The organism is Pseudomonas sp. Van50, assembly GCF_055390755.1.
This window is the reverse complement of record NZ_AP024343.1, coordinates 3,604,609-3,625,436: the sequence shown is the minus strand read 5'-3', so window position 1 is coordinate 3,625,436 and position 20,828 is coordinate 3,604,609. Positions and strand designations below refer to the sequence as shown.

The window sequence follows — 20,828 nt, the reverse complement described above, 5'->3', positions numbered from 1 at the left end:
GTTGCAGGCGTGGTGAGGGAATGTTCAATCAGGCAGACGGAATACTAGCGGTGCATTGAGCCCACTAACCCTTGCAGGAAGCGCTCGCCAGCGTCCATCTGGCTGATCTCGATGAACTCGTCAGGCTTGTGCGCCTGTTCTATCGAGCCTGGCCCGCAGACCACCACCGGCACATCCAGGCGTTGTTTGAACAATCCGCCCTCGGTGCCGAATGAGACCTTGGCCGTGCCGGTGTCCGGGGCGGCAAAGTTTTTCAGGAAACGCACCGCTTCGACGCTCGGGTGGGTATCGAGGCCCGGGTAGACATTCAGGGTCTCGATTTCGATAGCGGCCACGCTGGAGAGCTTCCTGGCTTCGCCGACGATCAGTTCGGCTCGCTCACGCATCTGCTCCAGGAACCCGTCCAGGTCGTCCGCCGGCAAGTTACGCACTTCGAAGTCCAGGGTGCACAAGTTGGGCACGATGTTCAGCGCCTTGCCGCCGACAATCTGTCCAACATGCACGGTGCTGTAGGGCACGTCGTAATCGGTATCCCGGGCCCCCTGCTCTTGCAACTGCTGCTGGCTCAGGCGCAGCGCGGCAATGAAATCGCAGGCCACGTGAATCGCATTGACCGAGCGCGGTGCCAGGGAGGAATGCGCTTCCAGGCCGCGACAGTAAGTACGGTAGGAACCCTTGCCCTTGTGCCCGAGTACGAACTGCATATTGGTTGGCTCGCCGATGACGCACAGAAACGGCCGGACCGGTGCCAGGTGCAGCACATCGAGCAAACGACGCACCCCCACGCAACCGATCTCTTCGTCATGGGACAGGGCCAATTGCAATGGCCGGCTCAATGGCTGCTCGGTGGCCTCGAGCATGGCGTCGACAGCCAGTGCGATAAAACCCTTCATGTCGCAACTGCCACGGCCATAAATCCGCCCGTCCTGCACCGTCGCCTCGAAGGCAGGAAAGGTCCAGGCCTGCCCCGCCGCCGGCACCACGTCGGTATGCCCGGACAGCAGGATCCCCGGCACGTCCCGTGGCCCGGTGCTGGCAAACAGATTGGCTTTCTTGCCGCTTTCATCCTTGACGATCAGGGACTCGATGCCCTTGGTCAGCAGCAGGTCGCGTACGTACTCGATCAAGGCCATGTTCGATTCCGAAGAGACGGTATCGAAGGCCATCAGCCGTTTGAGAATGTCCAACACGCGGGGTTTCATGAGGCCTTGCTCCGTTGCTCGACTGAAAAGAAGAAGCGCTTGATGTCGACCAGCCTGACGAAACGCCGGTTCATGCATACGCCGCCACGGTCATGTTGTTGAACTGCTGGGTCTTCATCAGTTCCGCACTGTCGTGGTGGCAGAGGATTTCACTGCCGCCCACAATCATCCGCCGCTGCGGCGCGACGCAGTTGCACAAGCCGTCGACCCGCACCGGGCAGCGACTGAGGAAGGTGCACAGGTCGGGCACGTTGGCTTTAGGGCCAATGGCCGGCAGCGTCTGGCAGGTCGTGGCCCCACAGGTTTCCAGCCAGCCCTGGCGCAGTTCCGGTACGGAATGGATCAGCAGGTCGGTATACGGATGGAACGGTGCCTGCGCATAGGATTGGCGCGTTCCGGCCTGGATCTTGTGGCCGCTGTACATCACCACGATGTCGTCACACAGGGCGCGCACGGTGGAGATGTCGTGGCTGATGAACAGATAGGACACCCCCAGTTGCTGGCGCAGATCGCGCAGCAGTTCGAGAATCGCCGCACCGACCACGGTATCCAGCGCCGAGGTCACCTCGTCGCAGAGAATCAGGTCCGGCTTGGCCGCCAAGGCCCGGGCCAGGTTGACCCGTTGCTTCTGCCCGCCGGACAGTTCGTTCGGACGCCGCTGCGCCATCGCCCGCGGCAAACGCACCAGGTCCAGCAATTCGCCGATACGCTCGCGCAAAGCCGCGCCCTTGAGGCCGAAATACATCTTCAGCGGGCGGCTCAGGATCGTGCTGACGCTGTGCATCGGGTTGAGCGCGGTGTCGGCATTCTGGAAGACCATTTGAATACGTCGAAACTGCTCGGGGGTGCGCGACGACAGGCTGCCCCCCAGGGGTTGGCCATCGAAGGTCAACCCGCCAAGGGCCGGTACCAGCAATCCGGCCACGACCCGTGCCAGGGTCGATTTGCCGGAACCCGACTCACCGATGACGCCGATGGCCTGGCCTCTGCGAACCGTCAGGTCAATGTCTTCCAGCACGCGAATCGCTGGCATGCCCTGGGCATTTTTGTTGCCATAGCCAGCGGTGAGCCCCTGGATGGTCAGCAACGGTGTCTCTTGGGCGATGTCGCTTGGCGGACGGATCGTCGTGTCTGGGCGTGCCGCCGCCAACAAGCTGCGGGTGTATTCGTGGGCCGGGCCCTTGAGCAACGGTGCCGTGGCGCTGTGTTCGAAGATTTCGCCGCCATTGAGCACCACGATCTGGTCAGCCATCTGCGCCACCACCGCCAGATCGTGAGACACATAGACGGCCGTGGCCCCACGTTCACGGACCACTCGCTTGAAGGCCCGCAGTACATCGATCTGGGTGGTCACATCAAGGGCCGTGGTCGGCTCGTCGAGCACCACCAGCAACGGATCGCTGATCAGCGCCATGGCCGCCATCACCCGTTGCAGTTGCCCGCCGGACACCTGATGGGGGTAGCGCTGGCCGATACGCTCAGGGTCTGGCAGGGCCAGGTCGCGGAACAACTCGATAGCCTTGGCTTCAAGCGCCGCCCGACTACCCAGGCCGTGGATCAGAGCGCCCTCCACCACTTGGTCGATCAGCTTTTTCGCCGGATTGAATGCCGCTGCGGCGCTCTGGGCGATATAGGACACCCGGTTGCCCCGCAACTTCTGCAACTGGCTTTCGCTCGACGCCAGCATGTCATGCTCGCCGATTTGCACCACGCCGCCCGCCAGGCGACAACCGCGCCGGGCATAACCGAGCAGCGCCAGGGCAATGGTGGTCTTGCCGGAACCGGACTCACCGATCAACGCCAACACTTCGCCTTTTTGCAGGGAAAAGCTGACCCCCTTGACGATGTCCACTTCACCCTGTTCGCCACAGGCGACCACGCGCAGGTCCTGTACTCGAATCAATTCGCTCATTTCAATGACCTCCCGAACGTCGGCTACGTCGCGACGACAACCGGTCGATGAACAGATTCACACCGATGGTCAGAGTGCCGATGGCCAGGGCCGGAATCACAATGGCCGGCGCCCCCTGATTGAGGCCGCCGATGTTCTCGCGCACCAGCGAGCCCAGGTCGGCATCCGGCGGTTGCACGCCCAGTCCCAGGAAACTCATGCCACTGAGCAGCAACACGATAAAACCAAAACGCAGGCCCAGGTCCGCCAGCACCGGGTTGAGTATGTTCGGCAGGATTTCCACACAAGCGATGTACAGCCGGCGCTCGCCACGGGTACGGGCCACTTGCACGTATTCCAGGGCTTCGATATTCACCGCCATGCTGCGGGCGATGCGGAAAGCGCCGGGGGTGTAGCTCAACACCGCCGTGCAGATCAGCAAGGTGACCGAGGAGCCGAAGGCCGAGACCATGATCAGCGCCAACATCTTGCTGGGGATCGAGATGAACGCGTCCATCAGGCGACTGATCAGTTCATCCAGCCACTTTGGCGACACCACCGACAGCAGCGCCAGACTGGTTCCCAGGGTGCTGGACAACACCGCGGCCACCAGCGCCAGGCCGACGGTGAAGCGTGCGCCGACAAGGATCCGGCTGAGCATGTCGCGGCCCAGGTAATCGGTGCCAAACGGGTATGTCGCGCTGAGACTGTCGAAGACGTTGTCAGAGACCACCTCTCCCACCGGATGCGGCGCCAGCCACGGACCGAAGATGGCCACCAGCAACCAGATCACACACATCGCGGCACCGACCAGGCCAAGCCAGGACTTTGCGTGGGCGTCTTTGCCCAGCCCCAGCGCAACGGCCGCCGTCGGGGACTTCACAATGAGGTTGTTCATTGGTTTCTCAGCCTCGGGTTGGAAAGGATCGCGCACAGGTCGGCAATCAACACCAACGCCAGGTACGCCGTACAAAACAACATGGTGCAGGCCTGGACCAGGGCCATGTCGCGGTTGGTCACGGCATCGACCATCAGGCTGGCGATGCCGGGGTAGTTGAAGATCGTTTCCACGATCACCACCCCGCCCAACAGGTAGGACAGGCTCAGGGCGATGGCATTGGCGATGGGGCCAATGGCATTGGGCAAGGCATGTCGAAGGACGATCCGGATATTGCTGACGCCCTTGAGCCGGGCCATTTCCACGTAAGGGCTGTCGAGTTGATCGATCACCGCCGCCCGGGTCATGCGCGACATTTGCGCGACAATCACGCAGCACAGCGTCATCACCGGCAAGGCGTAGGTGCGCATGAATTGCCAGGGTGAGGTGATGTCACTGGCATAGGACAGTGCCGACAACCAGCCCAGGTTCACCGCGAATATCAGCACCGCCAAGGTGGCGACCAGAAACTCCGGCACCGCCACCATGGTCAAGGTGAAGAAGCTCAGGAAGCTGTCGATACGCCCGCCTCGTCCCATCGCCGAACCGATACCCAGGGTCAAGGCCACAGGCACCGATACCAACGCCGTGGCAGCCGCCAGCATCAAGGTGTTGGGGACCCGGCCGGCCATCAAGTCGACGACCGGCATGGCATTGGACATCGACATCCCCAAGTCACCGCTGAGCAGGCTCGTCAGCCAATGCAGGTAACGCAACACACCGGGCTGGTCCAACCCCATTTTCATCCGCAGGGCCGCCACCTGTTCCGGCGTGGCGAACTGCCCCAGCGCCTGTTGCGCCGCGTCCCCCGGCAGCACTGCCGTGATGGCGAATACCACCATGGAGACAATCAACAAGGTCACGACCGCCGCCCCCAGGCGGCGGCCGATCAACCAGAGTGTGTTGCTGTTCATCATCCGACCCTCATGCAATATGGCCCAAACCCGACGGTCATCAGGCGTCCAGCCAGACTTGCTCGGCAAACATGTAGCCCATGAAACCGCCCAGGGGGTTGGCGCCGTAGCCCTTTACGCGCTGATCGGCGCCATCGATGTTGCTGATGAATACCGGTACGCCGATGCCACAGTGCTCATGCACCAGCACTTGCATGTCCCCGTACATCTTGCCGCGCTTGGCCTCGTCGGTTTCACCTCGGGCCTGCACCAACAGCTGGTCGAACTGTTCGTTTTTCCAACCGGATTCATTCCACGGTGCGCTCGACTGGAAGAACTGCGAGAACAGCATGTCGGCATTGGGCCGCGGGTTGATGTTGCCGAAGCTCAGTGGGTGCTTGGCCCAATGGTTGGACCAGTAGCCATCGCTCGGCAGGCGGTTGACGTTGAGCTTGAGTCCCGCCTCCTTGGCGGACTGCTGCAGCAATACCGCGACGTCCACCGAGCCGGTCGCCGCTGGCGAGCACATCAGCGGCATGCTGATGTCTTGCATGCCGGCCTTCTTGAGCAGGAACTTGGCCTGTTCCGGATCGTAGGCCCGTTGTGGCAACTCGGCATTGTGGAAACGTGCCCCGGGTGCGATCGGATGATCGTTGCCGACCCTGGCATAGCCGCGGAAGATCGCCGACTTGATCTGTTCGCGGTCCAGCAGCAACTTCATGGCCTGGGTGAATTCCGGGCTTTGGCCCGGCATCTGGTCCTGACGGATGATCAGGTCAGTGTAGTTGCCCGACGGTGAATCGATGACCTGGTGCTTGGCGCTGGCCTTGATGCGAGTCGTCGAGCGTGGGTTGACCTCGTTGACGATGTGCACGTCCCCCGACAACAGGGCGTTGATCCGTGACGATTCGTCGGCAATGCCGATGAATTCGATCTCGTCCAGGTACGGCAAGCCGGGTTTCCAGTAGTTGGTATTGCGCACACCAATGGAACGCACCCCGGGCTTGAACTCCTTGACCTTGAACGGACCGGTACCGATGCCCTGGCTGAAATCGCTGGTGCCCTCGGGAACGATCAACATGTGGGAGACGGCCAGGATCGACGGCAGCTCAGCGTTGGGACCGCTCAACTGTATCTGCACTTCGTGGGTGCCAACGGCTTTGACTTCGGCGAACTGCGACGCCAGCGGCAGGACCTTGGAACCGGTGATCGGGTCCTTGTGCCGCAGCAGCGAAAACACCACGTCGGCGGCGGTCAGGGCCTTGCCATTGTGGAAGGTCACTTCCTTGCGCAGGCTGATCACCCAAAGCGTGGCGTCGGTGGTGTCGATACGCTCGGCCAGTTCCAGTTGCGGCACCATGTGGCTGTCGAACCGCGTCAGCCCGTTATAGAACATGTAATGGCGCACATAATCGGTGGACGATGAACCTTTGGCCGGATCGAGGGTGTCGGCGGTGGAACTGGTCGAGCCGGCGACGCGAATGCGCCCGCCAGGCTTGCCTTTGCCAGGGGCGGCCTCCTCATCGGCGAACAGCTTGCCGGCGGCGCCGAACAGGCTGCCCGCGCCCGCCACGGCCACTCCGGCCAATCCCAGCATTTGCAATGCATTGCGGCGTGACATGCCGCGATTGAGCCCTTCGAAAATGCGCAGACTTTCCGTACCTGTTATCAGCTGGGTGTCGATACTGTTTTTTTTGTCAGTCATGTCAGTTCTACCTTTCGGAAATGATAAGGCTCGATTGCTCGCGATTAACGCAATGTGTTGAAACGTGAAGCGTCTCCCGCAACTCAGTGCAAATAGTCTTGAAGGCGGTAGTACGCACCGACCAGAGGCAAAAACCAGGGCTTGCCAAAATGACCGGGGATGGCCGGCCAATCGAGTTCGCGCCAAGGGTTGGCCTCGACCTTGCCCGCCATGACGTCGGCCATGACTTGCCCCATGTGCACCGACATCTGCACACCATGGCCGCTGTAGCCCATGGAGTGATAAACCCCGCCGTGCTGGCCGGCCCGGGGCAGCCGATCGGAGGTCATGTCCACCAATCCGCCCCAGCAGTAATCGACCTTCACCTGGGCCAGTTGCGGGAACATCTGCACCATCGCCGCGTGCAAGACTTTGCCGCTCTTGGCATCGGACACGCTGTCAGACATGGCAAACCGTGCCCGCCCGCCAAACAGCAGACGGTTGTCCGGAGTCAGGCGAAAGTAGTTACCGATCATGCGGCTGGTGACATAGGAACGGTGTGCCGGCAGTAAGCTGTCGATCAGCGCCTGCGGCAGCACCTCGGTGGCGATCACGAAACTGCCCACCGGCACGATGCGCCGCCGATACCAGCCCAACCCACCCTGCTGAGAGGTGCCGGTGGCCAGCAGGACCTGCGTGGCCTGTAGCGATCCCTTGGTGGTATTGACCCGGTAGCCGCCGGCACTGGCTTTCCAGTCCGTGACGGACACGCCCTGGAAAATCAAGGCGCCGTGACGGGCGGCGGCCTCGGCCAACCCGACCCCGAAGCGCCCGACGTGCATCTGCACGCCGTTGCGCTGCAACAAGCCACCATGGAACTGGGCCGAGTTGACCTCTGCGCGGGTCTCTTGTGCAGACAACAATTCGACCTCGGCATCGACCTCACGCCGAATCAACTCGCAGGTGCGTGCCAAACCTTCGTAATGCATGGGCTTGGCCGCCAGCTTGAGCTTGCCGTTGCGCGTGAAGTTGCAGGCGATCTGCTCCTGCTCCACCAGCGAGACGACGCTCTGCACGGCACTTTCGTAAGCCTGGTAATAGGCGCGCGCTTTATCGGCACCGAGGCTGGCGCTCAGGGCTGCGTAGTCCTGGGCCACGCCGGTATTGCACTGGCCGCCATTGCGCCCCGACGCCTCGCCAATGACCCGCCCGCCTTCCAGCACCGCTACATTGGCCCCCTTCAAGGCCAGGGCCCGGGCCGCGGCCAGGCCAGTGAAACCACCACCGACGATGGCCACATCGACCTGCCCGGGCAACGCACCGAGCTGGGCACCGGTAAATGCCGGTGCGGTATCGAGCCAATAAGACTCACTGCCCATGTCTAACCCCTTATGCCTTGACGAGTGCCCAAAGACTCAGAGACCGACCAGGCCGGCCAATCCGCCGATGTCCGGGATCTGGTGGTAGTTGTAGCCAGCGTTTCCAGGCAGTTCATGACCACGGGCCACGAACGCTTTGTGCTTGATCTTCATGTCGTGGGCCGACATCAGGTCATAACGGAAGCTCGAGGACACGTGCAGGACATCCTCCGGCCCGCAACCGAGGTTATCGAGCATGAATTCGAAGGCCGCCAGGCGCGGCTTGTAGGCTTGGGCTTGTTGAGCCGTGAAGACTTTATGGAACGGTGCACCGAGCTTGTCGACGTTGGACATGATCTGCTCGTCCATCGCGTTGGAGAAAATCACCAGGGGAATCTTGTCGGCGATTTTCGACAGGCCGGCCGGTACGTCGGCATGGGGCCCCCAGGTCGGGACGGCATCGTAGTAGAGCTGACCTTCGCCTTTGTACTCGACACCCCAACGCTTGCAGACCCGGGCCAGGGCAGTCTTGAGGATTTCATCATAGGGCCGCCAGTCACCCATCACCTGGTCCAGGCGATAGGCCGAGAAATCCTTGACGAACTGGTCCATCTGCTCGGCAGGGACCCGATCGGCGAACAGTTCGCGCGTCATGGTCCCCATCTGAAAGTTGGTCAACGTGCCGTAGCAGTCGAAGGTAATGTACTTGGGGCGAAGGAAGCTCATGAGTGCAGTCCTGAGTGATGGTTGAGGTCATGAGGGGCAAGCGGTTGCGCCGTTCCGAAAGCCTGGGTGCAACGCTGCATCACGGATTTATTACAGCATCATGAGACCGTGCATAAACGGTTAAAAGTATAGGTCCCTTGGCACAAACCACCGTTTTTCGGGGCCTGCTCAGCAGACTGTGCGGGATGCGCCATGGCCGGGCATTTGCGCCGTTTTCAAGGCATTTACGGCCGTTTATGGTGCGTAAAAAACCGCTGGAACCCCCCACAAGCGGCAGAATCTGCGCCTGCAAATGAAAACGGGCGCATCCCCTGAGGATGCGCCCGTTCATTGTTTTGCGGGTGAGTTTCCTGCGCCTCAGAACTCCGCGACCTTGCCCCAGGCCGAAGATTGAAAACGGTCCGGGTGATAGGGACGCGGATCAACCAGCGGGGGCATGTCACAGACAATGTCGGCGATCAAATGCCCCGCACCCGGGCCGATGCCGAAACCATGGCCACTGAACCCCGCCGCCAGCACCAGGCCAGGCAGGCTCGCCATCTCGCCGATGCCCGGGACGCCGTCAGGCGTGCTGTCCACATAACCTGCCCAGGCTGCGGTGACCGACGAGGTTTTCAGCATCGGGATCAGGTCTACCGCGCGCTTGTAAGTTAACTCGACCGTCGAGGCGTCTGCCTTGGGATCCAGAATTCGCATGCGCTCCATCGGCGTCGGCTGGTCCAACTTCCAGCGACCCAAGCCCTCGTGCCCCGATTGAAAACCCTCCAGGCCACCGGGAGCCAGCTTGCGCCAGCGGCGCTGGAACATCGGCAGGAACTGCGGAGCGAAACGCAGCAATTGCAAGGTAGGGTCGACACGTCCTCGGCCACTGATGGCCAGCGTGATCCCGCCATCGGAGCGACGGGTCATGGAGACTTCATCCGTGTGGAGCGCGTCCGGTATCTCTTGGGCACCTTTGGAAACCGACAGTATCGTCTGGCGAATGGACGCCTGGGGAAACCGGATGCCGTACTGACGGCAAAAAGAGGACGCCCATGCGCCACCGGCGAGCACCGCGAGCTTGGTGCGAATGGTGCCCTTCTCGGTGACGACGGCAGACAACCGGCCACCCTCGGTCTCGAGGCCACGGGCGGCGCAGCCTTGGTGCACCGTACCGCCCAGTTTAATGATGGCCCGTGCGACCGCCGGGGCGGCGCGGGATGGGTCTGCCGTGCCGTCGGTAGGTGAAAAGACTCCGCCTTTCCAGGGCTTGCCGGTGACCCGGCCATGTTGAGCGGCCTGCTCCGCCGTCAGCATGTGGGTTTTCACATTGACGGTACGGGCAAACTCCCCCCATTTCGCCCAACCGGCCAGCTCTTTCTCGTTGTTGCTCAGGTAGAGCAAGCCACACCTTCTGAAACCTGTGTCCTCACCGGTCTCCGCTGCGAACTGCTCCCAAAGGTCAAGGCTCTTGGTCGACAGCGGCAGTTCACGAGCGTCTCGATTCTGTTGACGGCACCAGCCCCAGTTTCGACTCGATTGCTCCGCACCCACACGGCCTTTTTCCACCAGCGCGACCTTCATGCCGCGCTTGGCCAGGTAATAGGCCGTGAAGGATCCGATAATGCCGCCGCCGATCACGACAACATCAGCGTGCGTTGGAAGCTCAGAATTCGTCTCTACGGAAATTAACGGTGCTGGCATTTTAGGGATGTCCATGAAGGCCGGGGGATTTGAAGGTACGACTTCTTCAGGTGGTCGCGGGTGCATCGGCCATGCACTGAGGGTGGCGACCAGGGCAAGCCGCTACTCCGTTGTGGAAGCATCAGTGCCACGCTGAATCATGGTGTTATTACAACACCAAGAAACCGTGCATAAACGGTTAAAAGTATAGGTCGCCTGGTACAAACCACCGTTTTGCGGGATGTGTTCAGCAGACTTTGCGGAGCGCTTCGGATTGGAGGTTTTGCTTATCTGTTTGGCGGGACACGTCCCGGCATTTATTTAGCTGGACCACCGCTATCGCGAGCAAGCTCGCTCCCACATTGGATGTTCGGCAGACAAAAATATGTGCTTAGCCCCCTGTGGGAGCGAGCTTGCTCGCGATGAGGCCGGCACATTCAACGTCTCATTGACTATGAAACGCCCTTCGCGAGCAGTTCGCTGATCATGCTTTCAATGCTTCTTCCAGAAACGCCACCAAAGCCTGCACACGCGGGCTACGCAGTTTTCGTGAAGGCACCAACAGGTTGATCGGCGCACTGTCGAATTGCCAATCCGCCAGCACCCGAACCAGACGCTTGTCGGCAATGGCGTCACTGACATCCCATTGCGAACGCAGCACCAGCCCCAGGCCTTGCTCGGCCCAGCGTCGAGCCACACTGCCATCGTTGCTCAGCATCGCGGGCTCGATGCGCAGGGTTTTACGCCCCTGCCCCTTGCGCAGGTGCCACAGCGTGACATCTTCATCATTTTCACGGATGCAAATGCAGCGGTGCCCGGCAAGTTGCTCAGGCGACGATGGCGTGCCGTGCTGCTCCAGATAGGCAGGGCTTGCGCATAGCCATCGGTCATTTGACGTGAGGAGCCTGGCGACCCACAGGCTGTCATTGAGGTGACCGATGTGGATCACCGCGTCGCTGTCATGGCGATCCGGCCATGGCGTTTCGCGTAAATCCAGGTGCAGGCACAACTGAGGATGCAACCTGGCGAAACGCGCCAACAGCGGTGCAATGCGTTGCCGCCCATAGCCGAACGGCGCCGCCAGCCTGAGCGTGCCAACCAACTGCTCGTCTCGTTGCTTGAAGGACTCCGGGAGCGCTTCCAACTGCTCCAGCAAACGCGCGCTTTCCCGGGAGAAACGCTCGCCATCGGCGGTGAGACTCAGGCGCCGGGCATCGCGGTTGGCCAGCGTCAGGCCGAGCAGCGTCTCCAACTTGCGCAGACGCATGGACAGCGCGGGAGGTGAGACATTCAGGATTCTGGCGGCGGCGCTCAACGATTCGGCGCGCGCCAGCGTCACGGCCAGACGCAGGTCCTCGATGGAGATCATTCAATTCTACTTAATGATTGATGACGCCTCATTGAAGCACACCTTCACGACCGCTTTGTAGAGTGGGCCCTGTACCCAGTCATTCGAGTCCTCCTTATGTCAGCTTCTCTTGCCGCCCTCGATACCCCCGCCGCGCTCGTGGATGTGCCGCGCATGCAGCACAATATCCAGCGCATGCAACAACGCATGGATGCCTTGGGTGTGCGTTTGCGCCCGCATATCAAAACCAGTAAATGCCTCCCCGTGATCCAGGCGCAGCTCGCTTCGGGTGCCAGCGGCGTCACGGTTTCGACCTTGAAGGAAGCCCAGTACTGTTTCGCTGAAGGCATTCGTGACGTCTTCTATGCCGTCGCCATCGCGCCAGGCAAGCTGCCCCAGGCCTTGCTGCTGCGGCGCCAAGGCTGCCAGTTGAGCCTCCTCACGGATAGCCTTGCCGCTGCCCAGGCCATCGTCGCCTTTGGCCAGCAACACAACGAACGTTTCGACGTCTGGATCGAGATTGACTGCGACGGCCATCGATCCGGCCTGCACGTCGAAGACGATTCACTTCTTGAAGTCGCACGGATACTCAACGAGTGTGGCATGCCGCTTCGCGGGGTGATGACCCATGCCGGCTCAAGCTATGAACTCGACACCCCTGAAGCGCTGCAAGCCCTGGCCGAACAGGAACGCGCTCTTTGCGTCAAAGCGGCCCAACGACTGCGCGAAGCCGGGTTCGCCTGCCCGGAGGTCAGCATCGGCTCGACGCCTACGGCCTTGTCGGCACTGAACCTGGAAGGCGTCACTGAAGTGCGCGCCGGTGTCTATGTGTTCTTCGATCTGGTGATGCACAACATCGGTGTCTGCCAGGCCGACGAGTTGGCGCTGAGCGTGCTGACCACCGTCATCGGTCATCAGAAAGACAAAGGCTGGATCATCACCGATGCCGGTTGGATGGCCATGAGCCGTGACCGCGGCACGCAGCGTCAGCAGCGGGACTTTGGTTATGGCCAGGTTTGCACCGAAGCCGGCGATTGGATCGAGGGCGCGTTGCTCACGGCAGCCAATCAGGAGCACGGCATTGTCTCGCTTGAAATGGCCGAGGGTGTCGACATCACCGCGCGTTTTCCCATCGGTAGCCGCCTGCGCATCCTGCCCAACCATGCCTGTGCCACAGGCGCGCAATTCCCGGACTATCACGCGGTTGACGCCGAGGGTGGCGTGCACACCTGGAGTCGCTTGCATGGCTGGTAATCAAGCAGGTTCGATCCAGTTGATCAGCACGGCCAACGCCGCGGCGCCGGGTGGGCATTACGCCCAGGCGGTGGTGCACCAGGGCGTTCTGTATGTGTCCGGGCAACTGCCCATACGCGCCGATGGCAGCCACAGTGCCGACCAATCGTTTGAGGTCCAGGCCGCCATCGCCCTCGATAACCTGGTGGCGATCCTCGGCGCAGCGGGCCGAAGCACGCGCGACCTGCTGAAGGTCACGGTCTATGTCGCAGGTATCGAACACTGGCCTGCGTTCGATCGAATCTACGCCCGTTACCTGGGAGAGCATCGGCCAGCGCGAGCGGTGGTACCTGTTTCGGCCTTGCATCATGGCTACCTGATCGAAATCGAAGCGATGGCCCTCGCCACGGGGTAATGCCAAGTTAGCCCGGCAGATACGGCAGATTCTCCTTTGCGCACTTGAACAACGGCATCTTTTGTCTGGGCTGCTTTGTTAGCTTATTGAGCAGGCTCGACATACCGCTCTAAAGGAACACCTTGGATGACTACTCAATCTTCGAATAGCTACAGCGTTGATCCGCAAACCGCCCAGCTGTTTTATATCAATGGTGGTTGGTGTGCGCCGGTCAGCCCGGCCAGTTTGCCGGTGGTCAATCCGGCGACCGAAGAGGTCGTCGCCCAGGTCGCCAGCGGGTCTGCCGAAGATGTCGATCGGGCGGTCGCGGCGGCGCGTGCCGCGTTTGCCGGTTGGTCGGCCACTTCCACGGCGTCGCGTGCGCAGGTGCTGGGCAAGCTCCATGAGCTTATCCTTGAGCGCAAAGAAGATTTCGCCCAGGCGATCTCCCTGGAAATGGGCGCCGCCATCGGTTCTGCACGGGCGATGCAAGTGCCCCTGGCCGCCGAACACGTCCGGGTCGCCCGCGACCTGCTGTCCACTTATCGTTTCCAGACCGTCGAGAACGGGACCGCGATCCAACGCGAACCCATCGGCGTCTGCGGCCTCATCACCCCGTGGAACTGGCCGCTTTATCAAATCACCGCAAAAGTCGCCGCGGCGCTGGCGGCTGGATGCACGGTGGTGCTCAAACCCAGTGAATTGTCGCCGCTGAGCGCCCTGCTGTTTGCGCAAGTGGTCCATGACGCAGGCGTTCCACCGGGTGTCTTCAACCTGGTGAACGGCAGCGGCCATGTCGTCGGGGCTGCAATGGCCGCCCATCCCGATATCGATATGATCTCGATTACCGGCTCGAATCGCGCAGGGGCGCTGGTGGCCCAGGCGGCCGCCGCGACGGCGAAACGGGTCGGCCAGGAACTGGGCGGCAAATCCCCGAACATCCTGCTGCCCGACGCCGACTTTGCCAAAGCCGTCCCATTGGGCGTGATGACGGCGTTGCGCAACGTCGGACAATCGTGCAGCGCCCCGACCCGGATGATCGTGCCCAAGGACCGACTGGCGGAGGTCGAAGCGCTGGCGGCCGCCACCGCCAACGGGATCATCGTGGGTGATCCGCAATCACCGGAAACGGTACTGGGCCCCATCGCCAATGAAGCCCAGTTCAATCGCGTGCAAGCCATGATCGAGACCGGACTGCATGAGGGGGCAAAACTGCTCTGCGGCGGGCTCGGACGCGTGCCGGGGTTTGAAAAGGGTTTCTACACTCGCCCGACTGTGTTCTCCGAGGTGGATAACGCCATGCGGATCGCCCAGGAAGAAATCTTCGGGCCGGTGCTGTGCATCATTGCCTACGAAACCATCGACGAGGCAGTCGCTATCGCCAATGACACGGTCTATGGGCTTGGCGCCCATGTTCAATCGCAGGATCTTGAACTGGCGCGCGCGGTGGCTTCTCGAATTCGCGCGGGGCAAGTGCTCCTGAATTACCCGGCCTGGAATCCCATGGCGCCATTCGGGGGCTACAAGCGCTCGGGCAATGGCCGTGAGTACGGCGTCTTCGGCCTTGAGGAATACCTGGAAACCAAGGCGATCGTTGGGTTTGGCTAATCGCCTGAAAGTGCTTTGCGTACCTAGACACCCTTTTTTCGCAGTGCCTCGGGCTTCGGTGCCTGCGATGGCAGATGTGCCCGAATGCCCTCGGGCACATCACTTCACACGCTCCCAGACGATGTGAACCTTCGCCCCATCCGGGCGGCGAAAATCCTCCACCATCTGGTCACCGTCGACCTTCAACTGCAGGTCGTCCCGGGTACGCACAGCGCCCACCCAATTCGGGAACGTAGAGCCTTGGACAGTATTGCCCGTGAACTCACCGTTCTGATCGACGGTGTATCGCCCGAAGAAACCGATGCTCCCCGCCATTGCTGCCCGGTTCTCCTCATCGGTGCCTTCGCCACGCGCATTGGATCGAAACACCGGCACGCGCGGATCAGTGAGTACTTCGACAAACGTCAGCTCTGGCGTGAACACGAGCCAGCCATGGGGATCGGGGCCATAAGCCTCCGATCGGCTGCCCTGATTCTCGACGGTTGCGCTGACCATGCGCCATGTCCCGACCAAGGCGTTTTCTTTGCCCGCAAATACGCTGGAGAATGCCAAGCAGGCAATCACCGCACCGACCGCCAGTACCTTGTTTTTCAGACTCATCCGCATCACCTTTCACTCGCCGCAACGATGCGACGGACAATAAAGTAGTTTGGTTGGCACGGTCGTCATGCCCTGGCCGCGATGGCCGCCAAGCGCAGCTCCCGGGAAGCGGCGTTGTCCGCCCGCCGCCCCAATTGCCAGCCCAAGTAACCCCACAGCAGCGCGCAACAGGCGCCAATCATCGCTGCCGCACCGGCGCCCTGCCCTAGCAGGTCGAGCAGGCTCTTGGCCCAGCCGCTCAGGGCGTCACCCGCGCGATAGACCACGGTATCGATGAAGTTCTTGGCCTTGTATTTACTCTCGGCATCCAAGGGGGCGAACAGCATTTCCCTACCCGGCCGGACGAACGCGTACTCGCCGATCCGTCGCACGATCATCAGCGCTGCCAGCAGCGCGAACCCCGGCGCCAACGCCAGGCCGAGGAAGCCGATGCACATGAGCAGCGGCACGATGGCCAGCAAGGCACGCACCCCCAGCCTCGGCGCGATACGGCCAGTGATGAACAGCTGGGACAGCAACGCACCGGCCTGCACGATGATGTCGATAGTGCCGAAGATCCGCACTTGCGCCGCGCGATCCGGATAGAGCTCGGCCACCAGGCGCGCCTGCTCGAAGTAGAGAAAGGTGCTGACCGTCGCCAACAGCACGACAAACCCGGCAATTCCCAACAGGTAAGACGACCTGAGCACCGCCGTAAAACCGCTGAACGGATTGCCCTGCAGTGGCTGTCGGGGGCTTTGCGTCGGCGCGGCGCCGGGACGGCCAGCCCCGCCCTTTTCGCGCCACCCCATCAGCGCTCGTTTCAACACCAGCGTGGCCCCCAGCAACAAGGCCGCCAGCAACATCAACCCCGAGGCGCCAAAGGGACCAATGAGCAGCGCGCTCAGGGTCGGTCCCAGCAGGCCGCCGACGCTGGCCCCGGCGGCGATGAAGGCAAACAGACGCTTGGCCTGCTCGCTGTCGAACACATCCGCCATCAGGCTCCAGGCCACGGAGACGACGAACAGGTTGTAGACCGAGATCCAGACGTAAAAGACCCGGGCCAGCCAGATACTGTCGGGCTGGAACTGGAACAGCTCGACGAACATCAGCAGGTTGAAACCGAAGAAGCCGTACACCCAGTCGATCAGGCGCAGGCGCGGCACTCGGGCGCTGAGCCAGGCGAACAACGGCACGGCCGCCAGCATGACCAGGAAGGTCGCGGTAAACAGCCATTGCAAATTTTCCACCCCCGCTGCGATGCCCATCGACTCACGGATCGGACGCAGCATGAAGTAACCGGTGAAGAGGCAAAGAAACAGCAGGAACCCGCACAGCGCCGGACACAACTCGCCATCACGGGCGTTCAGGGCGAGACTCAGCCGGTGCACATAGGAAGGCGTACTCATAGGGACTCCGGGGAGACGGCAATAAGGCAAAGGTCAAGCGCGGGACGGACGCCCGCGCCCAGGGTCGCATCAGCGATAGGTCACGCCGGTCAGGCGCTCGGAGACCGCCCAGAGCCGCTCGGCATCCGCCTGCGTGCTGGCGGCAGGCGGGGTCTTGGCAAACCCCAGCGGACCGCGTCTTTCTCCGTCACCGGTCGGGCCGTAATATGCCCCGCCTGTAGCTTGGGCAGCCGTGGCGGCATACAACGTGGGCAACGCCCCTTGTGCCGCTGAGTGGTACGCGTCGCGGTCCTTTGCCCAGCGTCGACCGAACTCGCTGTCGAGGCCCGGACCCCGTTCGACCAACTCGGTCACGGCAACGCCGGGGTGCGCCGCGATGCTGCGAATGCCCCAGTTTTCGGCGTCACTGCGCCGCTGCAAGGCAAAGGCCCAGTGCAGCACGGCCAGTTTCGATTGTGCGTAGGCCGCGTAGGGGTCGTATTTCTGCTCGCTCTGAAGGTCATCGAGGTTCATCGCGCCGCGCGCAGCGGCAATGCTCGACAGGCTCACCACCCGGGCATCCTCGCTTTGACGCAAGAGCGGCACCAACAGGCCGGTCAGCGCGAAGTGCCCCAGGTAGTTGGTGGCCAGTTGAAGTTCAAAGCCATCAGCGGAAGTTCCCCGCTCGGGAGGCGCCATGACTGCGGCGTTGTTGATCAGCACGTCGAGGCGCGGCAGTCGCTGATTGAGCCGCTGGGCCAGGCCGCGCACCGATGAAAGATCGGCCAGGTCCACGGCCTCGAACTGCACCTTGGCGTCGGGCACCGACTGGCGAATACGCGCAATGGCCTGTGCGCCACGCTCCGGGCTGCGCGCGGCGATGATGACTTCGGCGCCGGCGCGCGCCAAGGCCAGCACATCCTCGTAGCCCATGCCGCTGGTGCCACCGGTGATCAGGACAATCCGACCTTTCTGGGACGGTATGTCGCCGGTCGACCAGTCTGGTTTCGGTGCAATGCGCGTGGACGCCTCGATACTCACCGCACTGAGCAGCGCGACGCCCGCGGCAAGGGTTTTCGCCAGTCTTCCGAGCCGGCTCATGGTGCTCATGCGGCCAATGACGGGTGTTGTTGTGCTATTCATGGTGATGGTCCCTGTCTGAAGAATGAACCGGCATCGCCGGACGGTCACTGTTTCGAGCACGCCTCGGCCAACTGCAGAAAGCTGACGTGTTTCTTTGCCCCTTGGGTATTCAAGTAGGTCATCTTCGCTTGCACGACCTCGCACATCGGCGATGTCGGTGCCTCGATACGGATGACCTTGGCGATGTCCAGCGGCATGCCATATTCGTAGGCCGGGACTTGCGTTTGTTCTTTGGCGAGCAGCGGCGAACCGCTCAGGGCGATGACGACCAGCAGGCCGGCAATCGACAGGTTTTGAATTTTCATAGTGGACTCCACGACACTGTCCTCGTTGGGATGGTCGTAGCACTCTAGGCGGGGGCGACTGACGTCAAGGTGACTGCTGGCTGACGGGAAGATGTCAAACGCGGGCGGGTTTTACTGGCGGGGCGACGACTAAGACGCCGCCTGGTTCATCAAGGAAAATCCGAAGGTGTTGAGCCCGTTCTCGCTGTGGGCGAACACGCGCCCACCGTGCATGGACGCCACCGCACGCACGATGGAAAGGCCCAGGCCGTGGTGCGCATCGCTTCGCGTCCGGGCGGCGTCGGCGCGGTAGAAACGCTCGAACAGACGCTCCAGGTGCACGGTGTCGATGGGCTCGCCGGCGTTGGACACGCTCACCTCGACCTGCATGCCGTGGTTGACCAGGCTTACTGTGACAGTGCTGGTCGGTACTGCGTAGCGCGCCGCGTTCTGTAGCAGATTGGCCAGGGAGCGGTGAAAAAGGCGTCGGTCGATGCACACGCGCATGTCGCCCTGGATCACCACGCTCAGCTGTTTGTCGTGCAAGACCGGCTCCAGGTACTCCACCGTCTTCGCCGCCTCTTCATAAAGCGAGACATCGCTGAGCTCGGTTGCCCGTTGGCCGCTCTCGGCACCAGCCAGGAACAGCATGTCGTTGACGATAGTGCCCATCCGTTCCAGCTCTTCGAGGTTCGACTGCAGCAAGTCCTGAAGCTCGCTCACCTCGCGCCCATGGGCCAATGCCACCTGGGTCTGTCCGATCAGGTTGGTCAAGGGCGTTCGCAGTTCATGGGCCACATTGGCATTGAACCCTTCGAGTTGGCACCAGGCCGCTTCCTGGCGCGCCAGGGCGCCGTTGAACGACACCGCCAGTTCCTGCAATTCGCCCGGCAGCGCCTCGGTGTCCAGTCGCTGTTTCGAATCCCCCGGCGGCAGGCTATTGGCTTGACGGCTCAAGCGCCTCACCGGCCCCAGGCCGAAGCGCGCGATCCAGTAACCGAGCAGTGCAACCAACCCGATGCCCAACGTCGAGGTCAGGATCAGTATTTTGGTGAAGTGGTCCAGGGTCTTCCTGAAGGGCGTTGAATCCAGCCCCACGATAAAGCGCAGTTCCGGACGGTCGCCCATGGCCGCAATGGTCTTGAGCAACACCATCATGGGACGCTCGCGCTCAGGGAGATCGAGGGTAAAAAGCCCATCGGAGCGCGTCGACCAATCCTGGCCGTCCGGCATCGCTCCGCCGTAGCTAAAGGCCGGGTCATCGACCAGGATCCAATAGCGGACCCGTTCATCCGCGGGTGTCAGGCCGTCGAGCTTCTGGCGCAAGCCGACCCAGAACGTCGGCGAATCGTATTTCGCCAGCACCGGGTCGAGCACGGAATGGCGCAGGATCAGCTCGTTCTGCATCTGCTCATCGAGCGATTGCTTCAAGGAACAGCGCAACAGTGTCGCGCTGATCGACATGATCAGCAGGACAGCGAGGGCGAACATCAGGGCGAGCCGCTTGGCAATCGATCGTTTCATCAAGGCGTACCACTTTGCCTGCTATCTACCTCTCGGCTTTCCAATACATACCCCATGCCGCGAACGGTATGCAGCAGCTTGCGCGGATACGGGGCATCCACCTTGGCGCGAACCCGCTTGATCGCGACCTCGACCACGTTGGCGTCACTGTCGAAGTTCATGTCCCAGACCTGCTCGGCAATCATCAGCTTGGAAAGGATCTCGCCCTGGTGCCGCGCCAACAGGCTCAACAGACAGAACTCCTTGGCCGTCAGGTCCAACCGCAGCCCTCCCCGGGTCACTTTGCGCGCTTGCAGATCGACCTCCAGGTCGTCGATGCGCAGATGCGTCAGGTCGGCCGTGTCACCTGTGCGGCGACGGATCAAGGCCTGGACGCGCGCGACGAGCTCGGCAAATGAAAAAGGTTTGCCCAGGTAATCATCGGCGCCCTCGCGCAGGCCGCGAATGCGATCATCCACCGTCCCCTGGCCGACAACATGATGACCGGGGTTTTCTTTTGCAGGCGCAGGCCTTGCAGCACGTCATAGCCGTCCTTGCCCGGCAGCATCACATCCAGGATCACCACGTCGTAGTCCCATTCCAGCGCGTAGTGCAGCCCATCGATGCCATTGGTCGCGACGTCGACAATGTAGCCAAGCTCGGTCAAGCCACGATGGACGTAGGAGGAGGTTTTTTCTTCGTCCTCGACAATGAGCAAACGCATCAGGTGACTCCTCTGCAGCAGCGGGGCAACTCAATGAGTCTAGACAGCGAAGGTGTCTGGAGGCTGACCGCTTCCTGACATTCTTGTCAGAAACGGCTTGATGGCTGAGTGCCTCCAACTTGTCGACAGGCTCATCTCCATTTCATTGTTTATTCTTATTTGGAATCGAATGTATAGCTAATAAAACTAAGCAAACGGCCTTTCACTCACCTATCTTGACCTCAGTATCCGCCCCACCAGGGGTATGTTGGAACGTTTCTAGCAGGTCAGA

17 protein-coding genes and 1 pseudogene are annotated in these 20,828 nt (G+C 61.7%); 3 read left to right on the top strand and 15 right to left on the bottom strand.

All coding sequences use genetic code 11. The features are described 5' to 3' along the window. Positions 1 to 44 precede the first annotated feature (44 nt). From argE to ACZ5M5_RS15375, 9 genes are all read right to left on the bottom strand, one after another. Positions 45 to 1,202, bottom strand: coding sequence for an acetylornithine deacetylase (gene argE / locus ACZ5M5_RS15415; protein ID WP_464737538.1), 1,158 nt, complete (start codon positions 1,200 to 1,202; stop codon positions 45 to 47). 70 nt (positions 1,203 to 1,272) lie between these two features. After that, the gene (locus tag ACZ5M5_RS15410; protein WP_464737537.1) at positions 1,273 to 3,114 is read right to left on the bottom strand and encodes an ABC transporter ATP-binding protein; all 1,842 of its coding nucleotides are present in this window, start codon (positions 3,112 to 3,114) and stop codon (positions 1,273 to 1,275) included. Between the two features lies 1 nt (position 3,115). Beyond that, positions 3,116 to 3,991 (bottom strand): ABC transporter permease, encoded by an 876-nt coding sequence (locus tag ACZ5M5_RS15405; RefSeq protein ID WP_053121195.1) that lies wholly within the window; start codon positions 3,989 to 3,991, stop codon positions 3,116 to 3,118. Next, positions 3,988 to 4,944, bottom strand: a complete 957-nt coding sequence (locus ACZ5M5_RS15400) for an ABC transporter permease (RefSeq protein WP_060743220.1) — start codon at positions 4,942 to 4,944, stop codon at positions 3,988 to 3,990. Before ACZ5M5_RS15400 ends, ACZ5M5_RS15405 begins: the two co-directional genes overlap by 4 nt. Before the next feature lie 40 nt (positions 4,945 to 4,984). Next, on the bottom strand, positions 4,985 to 6,628 hold the full coding sequence (locus tag ACZ5M5_RS15395) for an ABC transporter substrate-binding protein (protein ID WP_060742362.1): 1,644 nt from the start codon (positions 6,626 to 6,628) through the stop codon (positions 4,985 to 4,987). 83 nt (positions 6,629 to 6,711) lie between these two features. Next, complete coding sequence (locus tag ACZ5M5_RS15390) at positions 6,712 to 7,986, bottom strand: NAD(P)/FAD-dependent oxidoreductase (RefSeq protein WP_060742363.1); 1,275 nt, start codon at positions 7,984 to 7,986, stop codon at positions 6,712 to 6,714. Positions 7,987 to 8,022: 36 nt separating this feature from the next. Continuing rightward, positions 8,023 to 8,691, bottom strand: a complete 669-nt coding sequence (locus ACZ5M5_RS15385) for a haloacid dehalogenase type II (RefSeq protein ID WP_060742364.1) — start codon at positions 8,689 to 8,691, stop codon at positions 8,023 to 8,025. A 357-nt stretch (positions 8,692 to 9,048) separates the two neighbouring features. Continuing rightward, on the bottom strand, positions 9,049 to 10,374 hold the full coding sequence (locus ACZ5M5_RS15380) for an NAD(P)/FAD-dependent oxidoreductase (protein ID WP_103309706.1): 1,326 nt from the start codon (positions 10,372 to 10,374) through the stop codon (positions 9,049 to 9,051). Between the two features lie 463 nt (positions 10,375 to 10,837). Then, complete coding sequence (locus ACZ5M5_RS15375; RefSeq protein WP_060742366.1) at positions 10,838 to 11,722, bottom strand: LysR family transcriptional regulator; 885 nt, start codon at positions 11,720 to 11,722, stop codon at positions 10,838 to 10,840. Between the two features lie 96 nt (positions 11,723 to 11,818). Here ACZ5M5_RS15375 and ACZ5M5_RS15370 point away from each other — a divergent pair, with 96 nt between their 5' ends. The 3 genes from ACZ5M5_RS15370 to ACZ5M5_RS15360 all read left to right on the top strand — a co-directional run bounded on the left by ACZ5M5_RS15370 (position 11,819) and on the right by ACZ5M5_RS15360 (position 14,936). After that, on the top strand, positions 11,819 to 12,955 hold the full coding sequence (locus ACZ5M5_RS15370) for a DSD1 family PLP-dependent enzyme (RefSeq protein WP_464737536.1): 1,137 nt from the start codon (positions 11,819 to 11,821) through the stop codon (positions 12,953 to 12,955). Next, positions 12,945 to 13,349 carry a RidA family protein gene (locus tag ACZ5M5_RS15365; protein WP_464737535.1) on the top strand — a complete coding sequence of 135 codons (405 nt, stop codon included), beginning with the start codon at positions 12,945 to 12,947 and terminating at the stop codon, positions 13,347 to 13,349. The genes ACZ5M5_RS15370 and ACZ5M5_RS15365 overlap by 11 nt, the downstream gene beginning before the upstream one ends. Before the next feature lie 126 nt (positions 13,350 to 13,475). Beyond that, positions 13,476 to 14,936, top strand: coding sequence for an aldehyde dehydrogenase family protein (locus ACZ5M5_RS15360; RefSeq protein ID WP_464737534.1), 1,461 nt, complete (start codon positions 13,476 to 13,478; stop codon positions 14,934 to 14,936). Between the two features lie 99 nt (positions 14,937 to 15,035). On the opposite strand, the gene ACZ5M5_RS15355 is transcribed toward ACZ5M5_RS15360, so the two are convergent. The 6 genes and pseudogenes from ACZ5M5_RS15355 to ACZ5M5_RS15330 form a co-directional block, all read right to left on the bottom strand. Continuing rightward, positions 15,036 to 15,536 carry a lipocalin-like domain-containing protein gene (locus ACZ5M5_RS15355; protein ID WP_103309697.1) on the bottom strand — a complete coding sequence of 167 codons (501 nt, stop codon included), beginning with the start codon at positions 15,534 to 15,536 and terminating at the stop codon, positions 15,036 to 15,038. 65 nt (positions 15,537 to 15,601) lie between these two features. After that, a complete protein-coding gene (locus ACZ5M5_RS15350; protein ID WP_464737533.1) occupies positions 15,602 to 16,924 on the bottom strand; it encodes an NTP/NDP exchange transporter in 1,323 nt (440 codons plus the stop codon). Positions 16,925 to 16,993: 69 nt separating this feature from the next. Continuing rightward, positions 16,994 to 18,046, bottom strand: a complete 1,053-nt coding sequence (locus ACZ5M5_RS15345) for an oxidoreductase (RefSeq protein ID WP_464737532.1) — start codon at positions 18,044 to 18,046, stop codon at positions 16,994 to 16,996. A 44-nt stretch (positions 18,047 to 18,090) separates the two neighbouring features. Next, on the bottom strand, positions 18,091 to 18,351 hold the full coding sequence (locus ACZ5M5_RS15340; protein WP_060742372.1) for a DUF2790 domain-containing protein: 261 nt from the start codon (positions 18,349 to 18,351) through the stop codon (positions 18,091 to 18,093). A gap of 129 nt (positions 18,352 to 18,480) precedes the next feature. Beyond that, the gene (locus tag ACZ5M5_RS15335; RefSeq protein WP_103309693.1) at positions 18,481 to 19,854 is read right to left on the bottom strand and encodes a heavy metal sensor histidine kinase; all 1,374 of its coding nucleotides are present in this window, start codon (positions 19,852 to 19,854) and stop codon (positions 18,481 to 18,483) included. Continuing rightward, a pseudogene (locus tag ACZ5M5_RS15330) lies at positions 19,854 to 20,557 on the bottom strand (heavy metal response regulator transcription factor). The gene ACZ5M5_RS15335 and the pseudogene ACZ5M5_RS15330 overlap by 1 nt, the downstream one beginning before the upstream one ends. Between the last annotated feature and the right edge of the window lie 271 nt (positions 20,558 to 20,828).

Bases quoted from the DNA above. Each gene is read 5' to 3' on its own strand.
- ACZ5M5_RS15350 (WP_464737533.1), bottom strand. From the start codon at position 16,924: ATGAGTACGCCTTCCTATGTGCACCGGCTGAGTCTCGCCCTGAACGCC.
- ACZ5M5_RS15340 (WP_060742372.1), bottom strand. From the start codon at position 18,351: ATGAAAATTCAAAACCTGTCGATTGCCGGCCTGCTGGTCGTCATCGCC.
- ACZ5M5_RS15380 (WP_103309706.1), bottom strand. From the start codon at position 10,374: ATGCCAGCACCGTTAATTTCCGTAGAGACGAATTCTGAGCTTCCAACG.
- ACZ5M5_RS15395 (WP_060742362.1), bottom strand. From the start codon at position 6,628: ATGACTGACAAAAAAAACAGTATCGACACCCAGCTGATAACAGGTACG.
- ACZ5M5_RS15355 (WP_103309697.1), bottom strand. From the start codon at position 15,536: ATGAGTCTGAAAAACAAGGTACTGGCGGTCGGTGCGGTGATTGCCTGC.
- ACZ5M5_RS15360 (WP_464737534.1), top strand. From the start codon at position 13,476: ATGACTACTCAATCTTCGAATAGCTACAGCGTTGATCCGCAAACCGCC.
- ACZ5M5_RS15405 (WP_053121195.1), bottom strand. From the start codon at position 3,991: ATGAACAACCTCATTGTGAAGTCCCCGACGGCGGCCGTTGCGCTGGGG.
- ACZ5M5_RS15335 (WP_103309693.1), bottom strand. From the start codon at position 19,854: ATGAAACGATCGATTGCCAAGCGGCTCGCCCTGATGTTCGCCCTCGCT.
- ACZ5M5_RS15400 (WP_060743220.1), bottom strand. From the start codon at position 4,944: ATGAACAGCAACACACTCTGGTTGATCGGCCGCCGCCTGGGGGCGGCG.
- argE (WP_464737538.1), bottom strand. From the start codon at position 1,202: ATGAAACCCCGCGTGTTGGACATTCTCAAACGGCTGATGGCCTTCGAT.
- ACZ5M5_RS15375 (WP_060742366.1), bottom strand. From the start codon at position 11,722: ATGATCTCCATCGAGGACCTGCGTCTGGCCGTGACGCTGGCGCGCGCC.
- ACZ5M5_RS15390 (WP_060742363.1), bottom strand. From the start codon at position 7,986: ATGGGCAGTGAGTCTTATTGGCTCGATACCGCACCGGCATTTACCGGT.
- ACZ5M5_RS15410 (WP_464737537.1), bottom strand. From the start codon at position 3,114: ATGAGCGAATTGATTCGAGTACAGGACCTGCGCGTGGTCGCCTGTGGC.
- ACZ5M5_RS15385 (WP_060742364.1), bottom strand. From the start codon at position 8,691: ATGAGCTTCCTTCGCCCCAAGTACATTACCTTCGACTGCTACGGCACG.
- ACZ5M5_RS15365 (WP_464737535.1), top strand. From the start codon at position 12,945: ATGGCTGGTAATCAAGCAGGTTCGATCCAGTTGATCAGCACGGCCAAC.
- ACZ5M5_RS15370 (WP_464737536.1), top strand. From the start codon at position 11,819: ATGTCAGCTTCTCTTGCCGCCCTCGATACCCCCGCCGCGCTCGTGGAT.
- ACZ5M5_RS15345 (WP_464737532.1), bottom strand. From the start codon at position 18,046: ATGAATAGCACAACAACACCCGTCATTGGCCGCATGAGCACCATGAGC.